Annotated in this window: 8 protein-coding genes; 3 read left to right on the top strand and 5 right to left on the bottom strand. The window is 62.5% G+C overall.

The genetic code is table 11. The features are described 5' to 3' along the window. The first annotated feature begins 28 nt into the window (after positions 1-28). From JL05_RS16325 to JL05_RS16315, 3 genes are all read left to right on the top strand, one after another. Positions 29-2,584 carry a heavy metal translocating P-type ATPase gene (locus tag JL05_RS16325; RefSeq protein WP_050501252.1) on the top strand — a complete coding sequence of 852 codons (2,556 nt, stop codon included), beginning with the start codon at positions 29-31 and terminating at the stop codon, positions 2,582-2,584. A 12-nt stretch (positions 2,585-2,596) separates the two neighbouring features. Beyond that, complete coding sequence (gene cueR / locus JL05_RS16320; RefSeq protein ID WP_033633013.1) at positions 2,597-3,067, top strand: Cu(I)-responsive transcriptional regulator; 471 nt, start codon at positions 2,597-2,599, stop codon at positions 3,065-3,067. A gap of 70 nt (positions 3,068-3,137) precedes the next feature. Next, complete coding sequence (locus JL05_RS16315) at positions 3,138-3,338, top strand: heavy-metal-associated domain-containing protein (RefSeq protein ID WP_033633011.1); 201 nt, start codon at positions 3,138-3,140, stop codon at positions 3,336-3,338. 14 nt (positions 3,339-3,352) lie between these two features. Here the strand turns inward: JL05_RS16315 and JL05_RS16310 are convergent, their stop codons facing one another. The 5 genes from JL05_RS16310 to JL05_RS16290 all read right to left on the bottom strand — a co-directional run bounded on the left by JL05_RS16310 (position 3,353) and on the right by JL05_RS16290 (position 10,848). Further along, positions 3,353-3,706 (bottom strand): DUF1493 family protein, encoded by a 354-nt coding sequence (locus tag JL05_RS16310; RefSeq protein WP_004937980.1) that lies wholly within the window; start codon positions 3,704-3,706, stop codon positions 3,353-3,355. A 155-nt stretch (positions 3,707-3,861) separates the two neighbouring features. Continuing rightward, the gene (locus tag JL05_RS16305; protein ID WP_033633010.1) at positions 3,862-5,304 is read right to left on the bottom strand and encodes an efflux transporter outer membrane subunit; all 1,443 of its coding nucleotides are present in this window, start codon (positions 5,302-5,304) and stop codon (positions 3,862-3,864) included. A gap of 1 nt (position 5,305) precedes the next feature. Beyond that, positions 5,306-8,443 (bottom strand): efflux RND transporter permease subunit, encoded by a 3,138-nt coding sequence (locus tag JL05_RS16300; RefSeq protein ID WP_033633009.1) that lies wholly within the window; start codon positions 8,441-8,443, stop codon positions 5,306-5,308. 1 nt (position 8,444) lies between these two features. Then, the gene (locus JL05_RS16295; protein ID WP_033633008.1) at positions 8,445-9,587 is read right to left on the bottom strand and encodes an efflux RND transporter periplasmic adaptor subunit; all 1,143 of its coding nucleotides are present in this window, start codon (positions 9,585-9,587) and stop codon (positions 8,445-8,447) included. A gap of 124 nt (positions 9,588-9,711) precedes the next feature. Then, positions 9,712-10,848, bottom strand: a complete 1,137-nt coding sequence (locus JL05_RS16290) for an MFS transporter (RefSeq protein WP_033633007.1) — start codon at positions 10,846-10,848, stop codon at positions 9,712-9,714. Positions 10,849-11,008 lie beyond the last annotated feature (160 nt).

Below are 11,008 nucleotides of genomic sequence, written 5' to 3'. Positions count from 1 at the left end.
ACCCGTTACTCTTTTAAGGGCTCGTAACATGAACGCATCCAATACCCACTTACCTCAGCTTTCGTCCGCGCGTCTGAGCCTGCCGGTTGCAGGCATGACGTGCGCCTCGTGCGTCGGGCGCGTCGAGCGTGCCTTGAGCGCGATTCAGGGCGTACAGGCGGCCACGGTCAATCTCGCGACCGAGCGCGCCGACATCACGTTCAACGGACAGGCCGATCCGCAGGCCGCCGTTCGCGCTATTGAAGGCGCCGGCTATACGGTGCGAGAGGAAACCGTCGAACTGGCGATCGAAAACATGACCTGCGCCTCCTGTGTCGGCCGGGTGGAGAAAGCGTTGGCCCAGGTTGCCGGCGTGATCGAGGCCAATGTCAACCTGGCGACCGAACGCGCGCGGGTGCGCTATCTCGCCGGCACCGTATCCGCAGGCGATCTGGAAGTCGCCGTCACCCGTGCCGGCTATACGTCTCGTCGCTTGACGGCGGATAGCGCCAGCGCGGACGACCAGGCCGCCGAACAGCGCGAAAACGAGGCGCGCGCGTTGCGGCGCGCCCTGTTCGGCGCCGCCCTGTTTACCCTGCCGGTATTCCTGTTGGAAATGGGCTCGCACCTCATTCCCGCCATACATGAGTGGGTCATGCAGGTGTTGGGCGCGCAGACGAGCTGGTATATCCAGTTTGTCCTCACCACCTTGGTTTTATTTGGCCCCGGCCTGCGCTTCTTCCGCAAAGGCGTTCCGGCGCTGCTGCGCGGCGCTCCCGATATGAACTCGCTGGTTGCGGTCGGCACGGCGGCGGCTTACGGCTATTCGCTGGTCGCCACCTTCGCCCCCGAGGTGTTGCCGCAGGGCACCGCCAACGTCTATTTCGAGGCCGCCGCCGTCATCGTCACACTGATCCTGCTCGGACGCGTGCTGGAGGCACGCGCCAAGGGGCGCACCTCGCAGGCCATCAAACGGCTCGTCGGCCTTCAACCCAAGGTCGCGCGCGTCCAGCGGCATGGCGGAACGGTCGAAATCCCTCTCGAGCAGGTGGTTACCGGCGATGTGGTGTTCGTCCGGCCGGGGGAGAAAATCGCGGTGGATGGCGAGGTCATCGAAGGCGCGTCTTATGTCGATGAAAGCATGATCACCGGTGAACCGGTGCCGGTCGAGAAAATCGTGGGGGCCGACGTGGTCGGCGGCACCATCAACAAAACCGGCGCGTTCAGTTTCCGGGCGACAAAAGTCGGCGCGAATACCGTCCTGGCGCAAATCATCCGACTGGTGGAAGAAGCGCAGGGTTCCAAGCTGCCGATTCAGGCGTTGGTCGATAAGGTCACCATGTGGTTCGTTCCTGCGGTGATGGCCGCTGCGGCGCTGACGTTCCTGGTCTGGCTGGTCCTCGGCCCCACCCCGGCGCTGACGTTCGCACTGGTCAATGCGGTCGCGGTGCTGATCATCGCCTGCCCTTGCGCCATGGGGCTTGCGACGCCAACCTCGATCATGGTCGGCACCGGGCGCGCCGCCGAACTGGGCGTATTGTTCCGCAAAGGTGAGGCTCTGCAGGCGCTGCGCGATGTCAGCGTTATCGCTCTCGATAAAACCGGTACGCTGACCAAAGGCCGCCCGGAGCTGACCGACCTCGAACCCGCAGAGGGCTTCGACTATGACGAGGTGTTGGCCCTGGTCGCCGCGGTCGAGACGCGATCCGAACACCCCATCGCCGAAGCGATCGTCGCGGCGGCAAAACAGCGTGATCTCACGCTCGCCATCGTCGACAGTTTTGATGCCGTACCGGGTTTCGGCGTCTCGGCCAACCTCGGCGGCCGGGCGGTTTCCGTCGGCGCGGATCGCTTCATGACACAACTCGGGCTTGATGTGACAAGTTTTCGGTCCGTCGCCGAACGCCTCGGCGCCCAAGGGAAAAGCCCGCTTTATGCCGCCATCGACGGCAGTTTGGCTGCGGTGATCGCCGTTGCCGATCCGATTAAGGAAACATCGCCGGAAGCCATCGCGGCATTGCATGTGCTCGGGCTCAAGGTTGCGATGATCACCGGCGACAACGCCGCAACGGCGGCGGCGATCGCCCGGCAACTGGGGATTGATGAAATCGCGGCCGAAGTGCTCCCCGAGGGCAAGGTGGCGGCGTTGAAATCCTTCCGCAGTAGCGGCGCGAAAGTCGCCTTCGTCGGCGACGGCATCAACGATGCGCCTGCGCTGGCGGAAGCGGACGTTGGGTTGGCTATCGGCACAGGCACCGATGTGGCGATAGAAGCGGCCGACGTGGTGTTGATGTCGGGCGATCTGCGCGGCGTAGCGAACGCCATTGCGCTCAGCCAGGCGACGATCCGCAACATCCAGCAGAACCTGTTTTGGGCCTTCGCCTACAACGCCATACTGATCCCGGTGGCGGCGGGCCTGCTCTATCCGTTGAACGGCACGTTGCTTTCACCGATCTTCGCCGCCGCCGCGATGGCGCTTTCCAGCGTCTTCGTTCTTGGCAATGCGCTGCGGCTAAAACGTTTTCACGCGCCGATGGCCGTCGAGAGCCGCGCTGCAGCGGTGGCAGAAGCAGCGCACCCCACCGGGATATCGGCATCATCGTAACAGGAGGACAGGATGAATATCGGACAAGCCGCCAAATTATCCGGCGTTTCGGCGAAGATGATTCGCTATTACGAGCAAATAGGCCTGATCCCGAGAGCGGCTCGCTCCGATGCGGGATATCGCCACTACGGTATGCCTGAGGTGCATAGCCTGCGTTTTATTCGGCGTTCACGCGACCTGGGTTTTTCCGTTGAACAGATATCTGCATTGCTGCTGCTGTGGCATGACCGCGAACGCGCCAGCGCTGATGTTAAAGCCGTAGCGCTGTCGCATATCGCGGTGCTGAAAACCAAGATTGCTGAACTGCAGTCGATGGCGCAAACGCTGGAACGCCTTGCCGGCCATTGCCGCGGCAATGCGCGCCCCGACTGCCCTATTCTGGCCGATTTGGCGGAGCCGGAAACCGCCGCCATACCGCGCCAAACGCCGCGTTTCGGGTTGATACGCGAGCCGAAACCACGGCGGCTGCGTGAATCGCCGTAAAAAGAGTTTGCCCCTGCCATGCTGGCAAGCTTTACCGTTATCAAACACCGTAATCGACGAGGAGAGTAAAATGATTCGTTTTCATATTCCAACCATGACCTGCGGCGGCTGCGCCAAATCCGTCACCCGGACGCTGCTGAGCGTTGACCCGCAGGCTCACATTCAAACCGAGCCGGCCAAACGGGAAGTGCTCATCGAGAGTCTGTTGCACAGCGATACCTTCATCGCCGCGCTGGACGAAGCCGGTTTTCCTCCGGCCGAGGCGGATTAAGCGCTGCATCAGGCTTAGCGCAATTGTTCGATCAGAAAATGGATGTCGTACAGCCAGCGTTTGGCGCGCGCGGAGCGCACCAGCATAGACACGCACAGCGGCCGAGTGTGTTCTTTACAGGCGGAGGGAGAAAACCAGCGCCCGGTATTGCTCGGCGGCTGGAAATACAGCTCGTGGTTATAGTTGCCGCTGTCGACGCCGAAGGTGTCGAAGTAGCGGCGCATCAGCGTGTTGGAGTCGCTGAACGACAGATTGAGCACGGTATTAATCTCGGTTTCCGGGGTGATGGCCACGCCCTTCTGCAGCCGCCCTGATGCGTTGAAGGCGGCGATAAGCGCGATGACCTGTTGCTGAATGTCTTCTGCCATGACGACCTCGAGCCGATATGAAGAAAAAGTGAGTGCAATTATCTGTCTGACTCTGCCCGCCGCGGCGAGTTCGGGCCGCCGCGCGGGTTTTCCGTTTCTTTACACTTTCCATAAAAAACGCGCGCAGCCAAACGCCCGGCGCGCGCGGTCGAAGGTTAGCGGCTGAGTGTCGTCTTGTCGGCGATGACGCCATCCCCCTGCCGCTCGGCGGCAACCCCGCCGCCCAACACTTTATACAGGGTCGCCTGATTGTCGTACGCAGTCTGCTGTGCGGCGATCAGCGACTGCTGCGCCGTATACAGCGTGCGCTGTGCGTCCAGCACGGTCAGATAGCTGTCCACGCCCTGGCGGTAACGCAGTTCGGCCAGACGATAATATTGCTGCGCCGCCGCCACATAGCCGGTTTGCGCCGCCAGCTGCTCCCGCAGCGTGGCTTTGCGCGCCAGCGCGTCGGCGGTTTCCTGAAATGCCGTCTGCACCGCTTTCTCATAGGTGGCGACATACAGATCTCTCTGCGCTTTGCTGTAGTTCAGTTGCGACGTGTTATAGCCGCCGCTGAAAATCGGCAGGCTGATGCTCGGGGCGAATGACCAAACGCCCGCGCCGTGGCTGAACAGCGACGAGAGTTCACCGCTGCCCACCCCGCCGCTGGCGGTCAGGCTGATCGACGGGAAGAACGCCGCCCGCGCCGAGCCGATATTGGCGTTGGCGGATTTCAGGTTATGCTCCGCCTGCAGCACGTCCGGCCGCGTCAGCAGCACCTGCGAAGAAACCCCGGCCGGCAGGTCGCGCATGATCCCGCTCAGCGCGTCGATGCCGCCGGGCAGCAGGTTTTCCGGCACGCTTTGCCCCACCGCTAAATCCAGCGCGTTTTTCGCCTGCGCGGCGCTGGTCGCATAGCTGGCGGCGTCCGATCGCGCCTGTTGATAAACGGTCTCCGCCGACGCCACGTCGACCAGCGACGAGATGCCGTGCTGCTGGTTTTTGCGCGTCACCTCCAGCGACCGTTTGGCGCTTTCCATCGTCTGCTGCGCCACCGCCAGATTGCTGCGCTCGGCCGCCACCGCCACCCAGTCGGTGACGATGTCGGCGATCAACGTCAGGCGGGTGCTTTTCGCCGCCTCCGAGTTCGCCAGATAGGTTTCGAACGCCGCCCGCGACAGGCTGGCGTTTTTGCCGAACAGATCCAGCTCAAAGGCGCTGACGCCGGCCTGCGCTTCGTAACTCTGGCTGATGGCGGTGGCATTGCCGTTGCCGGTCAGCGAACGCCCGCGACTGCCGTCGGCGGTGGCGTTGATCGTCGGCAACAGCGCTGCTCGCTGCTCACCGTACAGCGCGCGCGCCGAGGCGATATTGGCGATCGCCTCGCGCAGATCGCGGCTGCTGCTCAGCCCCATCGCCACCACCTGGCGCAGCCTGGCGTCCTGCACATAGTCGCGCCAGGCGACGTCCGGGTAGCTCAACGCCTGCTTGCCGGCGGCCTCGCCCTGCGGCAGGTTGGCGGGCACCGGCGCCGCCGGGCGCTGGTAGTGCGGATCCAGCGACAGACACCCGCTCAGCAGCAGCGGTAAAGTTAACATCATGACTCGTTGCAACACGTTATTCTCCTGCCTGCGACGGCGAGTTGGCGGGCCGACGGGTAAACATGCGGCGCACCAGCACATAAAACAGCGGGACGAAAAAGATCGCCAATGCGGTGGCGGTAAGAGTGCCGCCGATAATGCCGGTACCGATGGCGATGCGGCTGTTGGCGCCGGCGCCGCTGGATACCGCCAGCGGCAGCACCCCGGCGGTAAACGCCAGCGAGGTCATCAGGATCGGCCGCAGGCGCATGCGCGCCGCGTGAACCGCCGCGCCAATCAGCGTTTCACCGCGCTGGTGCATTTCCTCGGCGAACTCGACGATCAGAATGGCGTTTTTTGCCGACAAACCGACGATGGTCAGCAGCGCCACCTGGAAGTAGATATCGTTCTCCAGCCCGCGCAGCGTGATCGCAAGCAGCGAACCGACGATGCCCATCGGCACCACCAACATCACCGCAAACGGAATCGACCAGCTCTCATACAGCGCCGCCAGGCACAGGAACACCACGATGAGCGAAATGGCGTACAGCGACGATGCCTGGCCGCTGGTCAGCCGCTCCTGATAGGAGAGCCCGCTCCAGGAATAGCTGCTGCCGGCGGAGAACTTCGCCGCCAGTTTCTCCATCTCGCTCATCGCCGTGCCGGAACTGACGCCGGCGGCGCCCTGCCCGGTGATCTCGAACGACGACAGCCCGTTATAGCGCGACAGGTTTTCCGGGCCGTAGATCCAGTGTGAGGAAGCAAAGGCGGAGAATGGCGTCATGCTGCTGTCGCCCGCCGCGTTGGTGCCGCGCACAAACCATTTGTCGAGATCTTCCGGCTTGGCGCGATACGCTACGTCGCCCTGCATATAGACTTTTTTCACCCGGTTGCGATCGATAAAGTCGTTGACGTAGGTGCTGCCGAACGCGCTGCTGAGCGTGCTGTTGACGTCGCCGGCGCTCAGGCCGAGCGCCTGCAGTTTGCCGCTGTCGATCTCCACCTGCAGCTGCGGCGTGTCCGGCAAGGTGTTGGCGCGCACCGCCAACAGCGACGGATTGCCGGCGGCGGCGGCGACGATCTGATCGCGCATCGCCTGCAGCTCGGCGCGGGTGGTCGCCCCTTTGGCCTGCAGTTCGAAGGTGAAGCCGTCGGACTGGCCGAAGCCGTCGATCGCTGGCGGGCTCATGGAGAACACCTGGGCGTCGCGCAGCGAGGCGAAATGCGCCATGGCGCGCTTGGCGATGGCGTCGGCGGTGTTTTCACTGCCGCCGCGTTGGCTCCAGTCTTTGAGGCTGACGAACGCCATGCCGGCGTTTTGCCCGCTGCCGCTGAAACCGAAGCCGTTGATGGTGAAAATAGTGCTGACGTTGGGCTTTTCCTGCTCGAGGAAATAGGCGGTGACCGCCTCGCTCACCGCCGAGGTGCGGGCATTGGTGGCGCCGGCCGGCAAGGTGTACTGCACCATCACCGAACCCTGATCCTCATTGGGCAGGAAACCGGTCGGCAAACGCAGATACATCACGGCGGTGGCGATCAGCAGCAGGCCGTACAGCAGCAGATAGCGCGTCGGCCGGTGGATCACCCCGCCGACCTTGTCGGCGTACTTCTCCTGCAGCCGGTTATAACCGCGGTTGAATTTACCCAGCAGCCCTTTGTCGGTCTGTTCTTTATGCGTCGATTTCAGCAATGTGGCGCACAGCGCCGGCGCCAGCGTCAACGCCAGCACCACCGACAGCATCATCGAGGAGACGACGGTGATCGAGAACTGGCGGTAGATCACCCCGGTGGAACCACCGAAGAACGCCATCGGCAGAAACACCGCCGACAGCACCAGCGCGATGCCGACCAGCGCGCCGGTGATCTCGCGCATCGATTTCTCCGTCGCCTCGCGCGGCGGCAGCTTATCTTCACGCATCACGCGTTCGACGTTTTCCACCACCACGATGGCGTCGTCCACCAACAGCCCGATCGCCAATACCATGCCGAACAGCGTCAGGGTATTGATCGAGTAGCCGAACGCCGCCAGCACGCCGAAGGTGCCCAGCAACACCACCGGCACGGTGATGGTCGGGATCAGCGTGGTGCGCAGGTTTTGCAGGAACACGAACATCACCACCACTACCAGGACCACCGCTTCGAACAGCGTTTTCACCACCTCCTCGATCGAGATGTTGATGAAGTCGGTGCTGTCTTTCGGGTAGGCCACCTTATAACCCTGCGGCATCGCGCTTTGATATTCCGCCACCTTGGCCTTTACCAGCTTGGCGGTGCTCAGGGCGTTGGCACCCGCCGCCAGCTTGACTGCGATCCCCGCCGCCGGGTGGCCGTTGAGGTGCGCGCTGGCGGAGTAGTCTTCGTTGCCCAGTTCAACCCGCGCCACGTCGCCCAGCCGCACCAGCGCACCGCTGCTGTCGCTTTTCAGGATGATATTGCGGAACTGTTCCGGCGTTTGCAGCCGGGACTGCGCCTTCACCGTGGCGGTCAGCTGCTGGTCGGCGACGGCCGGCAGATCGCCTACCTTGCCGGCGGACACCTGGGTGTTTTGCGCCTCGATCGCCGTCTGCACGTCGGAAGGCATTAGCGCATAGCTCGCCAGCCTGGTCGGATCCAGCCAGATGCGCATCGCGTATTCCGAGCCGAACACCTGCACGTCCCCCACGCCCTCGATGCGCGACAGCGGATCCTGCAGGTTGCTGACCAGATAGTCGGAAATGTCGGCCATCGTCGCCTTGTCGGTCTCGTCATACAGCCCGACGATCAGCAGAAAGCTGCTCTGGGATTTCTTGACCGTCACGCCTTGGGCGGTGACCGCGCTCGGCAAGCGGCTTTCCGCCTGCTGAACTTTGTTTTGCACCTGCACCTGCGCGATATCCGGATCGGTGCCCTGATCAAAGGTGACGTCGATGCTGACCGAGCCGCTGGAGCTGCTGGTTGAAGAGAAATACAGCAGGCCATCCAGCCCGGTGAGCTGCTGCTCTATCACCTGGGTGACGCTGTTTTCCAGCGTTTCCGCGTCCGCGCCCGGGTAGGTGGCGGAGATGGAAATCTGCGGCGGTGACACGTCCGGGTACTGCGAGATGGGCAACGAATTGATCGACATCAGGCCGCACAGCATGATGATGATGGCGATCACCCAGGCGAACACCGGGCGGCGGATAAAGAACTGCGCCATATCACTGCTCCCCGCGTTGGGCTTTGTCGAGCGAGACGGCGACCGGCTTCACCGCCGCGCCGATCGTCACCTTGCTGGTGCCTTCGACGATCAGGCGATCGCCCTCGTTCAACCCGCTGCCGATCAGCCAGTTGCTGCCCACCCCCCGTTCGGCGGTGACGGTGCGCTGCGCCACTTTGTTTTGCTCGTCGACCACCAACGCGGTGGCTTCGCCCTTGGCGTTGCGGGTGATGCCCTGCTGCGGCGCCAGAATGGCTTTGGGATCGACGCCGTTATCCACCGTGGCGTGGACATACATGCCGGGCAACAGTTCATGTTCGGGGTTGGGGAACACCGCGCGCAGCGTGACCGAACCGGTGGCCTCATCCACCGCCACCTCGGTCAGCTCCAGCTTGCCGGCGTGGGCATAAGACGTGCCATCCTCCAGCTTGATGGCGACCGGCGTGACCGCGCCGCGCTGTAACGCCGCCTGCTGGCGTCGCAGCTTAAGCATCTGGGCGCTGGACTGGGTCAGATCGACATAGATCGGATCCAACGCGCGGATGGTGGCCAACGCATCGGTCTGGCTGGCGGTGACCAGCGCGCCCGGCGTCACGGATGAGATGCCGATGCGCCCGGCGATGGGCGCACGCACCTGGGTATAGCCGAGATTGATGCGCGCCGTCTCCAGCGCCGCCTGATACTGCGCCACCGACGCCACGGCCTGCAGATACGCGGCTTTGGCGTCGTCTGCGTCCTGTTTGGAAACGCCGTTTTCTTTCACCAGCGCCGCATAGCGCTGCGATTTGAGCCGGGTGGATTGCACCGTGGCCTGGGCGTTTTTCAGCTGGGCGGCGGCCTGATCGTAGCTGGCCTGATAGCTGGCGGGATCAATTTGATACAATACCTGCCCGGCTTTCACCTCGGCCCCTTCGGTAAACAGCCGCTGCTTGATGATGCCGTCGACCTGCGGCCTCACGTCGGAGGTCATGGTGGCGTTGACCCGGCCGGTCAGCTCGCTGCTCAGGGTCACCGACTGGCCGCGCAGCGTGACCACGCCGACCTCCCGTTCACCGCCTGCGCGCGTCGGCGCGCCGGCGTTTTGCCCATCGCAGCCGGCCAGCAACAGCGACAGCCCCAGCGCTAAAAGCGTTTTCCTCTGCATTGCAATACGATCCTATTGAGAATGACTATTCTCAATATATCGAATGCCGCAATGCGCTTCTGAAAGGGTTGCGTAAGGATTGCGTAAAATCTTTTCGGGCTGGAAAACGCGCAGCGCGGTGGGTTTACCCTAATCTGCGCGCAAGCGTCAGCGCCAAAACCGTGGCGATGCTGATACCCGCCGCTCCCAGGAAAACGGCGGATGAACTGCCGGGAATGAACGCCATAAAGGATGACAAGAACTGGCCGGAGAAAATCGCCATCGATAAATAGGCCAGATTTCGCCCCCGGGTGCGGGGGGAGCTTTGTTCTACGGTCATATGATTAACCAACGGCACCGAGAAGCCGAACCCGCATCCCATCAGAATGCCGCCGGCAACAAATGCCGCAGTGCCGTGCGCAGAGGCGAAGAGCAGATGCGCTGCGGCATAACAGACAAACGCCGCGCCAAGCGCGCCGTTGTCTCTGAGTAAAGCCACCAACCTGGGCATCAGCGCGGCGGCAAAAACGGCGATAAGCGAGATAAACGACAGGAAGTATCCCGTTTGCGCCGCCCCGATATTCATGTGGTGGAAATGCTGCGGGATGACAATGATCCCGGTGAAGAAGCAGATCATGGAAAGCACAGCGGAAAAATAGACCGCGGTTAATCTGCCGGCGCCGGTGGAAATGGCATCACCGCGCTGAACGTTGTCTGATTCGCCCACATCGGACTGGGGTTTGGGCACAAACAGCAACTGCATCGCCAGCAACACCCAGGCGACAAGATACAACAGGAAGGGCCAGCGCCAGCCGAGCGTCGCCAACAGTCCGCCGATAAACAGAAAGATGACGCCGCCCAGCTCGATCGACATGCCTTGCGAAGCGATCATTTTCAAGCGCGCCTGCCCACTGTAAAAAGCAGAAATCAGACCGGTGCCGGCTGACATCACGATCGCCGTGGCGCCGCCAAGCAGCAGGCGGTCGAGCATCACCGGCCAAAAGCCGCGAAGCAACAGCCCCCCCGCCCCAAGCAGGCCATACAACAACAGCCCCCAGCTGAGCGCCGCGTAAGCGCCCGCCTTGTCAATAAAACGTCCGGCAAAGGGGCCAAATATCACCACGCCCAACGACGGCACGGTGACCAGCCAACTGGCCGCGGAAGGCGTGCCCAACTGGCTCGCGATCTCCGTCAAACCGGGAACGATCACGCAACCGACCATGATCGTCAGACAGGCCACGGCCAAGAGCGTAAACGCCGCCATTTTTCTTAATTCACGCATAGAGAGCCTCACTAAGGTGTCCGTTATATGGATTCAATATCCATTATTTGGACGATATTCTTGAGGCTTCTGCCCAACATGTCAACGCGCAAACTGTAAACCGAATGTCAATCCTACCCTGCCAACGTCGGCACCCCTCCAGTATTACCTGCAATGGCTG

It is taken from the genome of Serratia nematodiphila DZ0503SBS1 (assembly GCF_000738675.1).
In the GTDB taxonomy this organism is placed as follows: Bacteria; Pseudomonadota; Gammaproteobacteria; order Enterobacterales; family Enterobacteriaceae; genus Serratia; species Serratia nematodiphila.
Note: the sequence above shows the minus strand (reverse complement) of the source record. Positions and strands in the feature narration are given on the sequence as shown.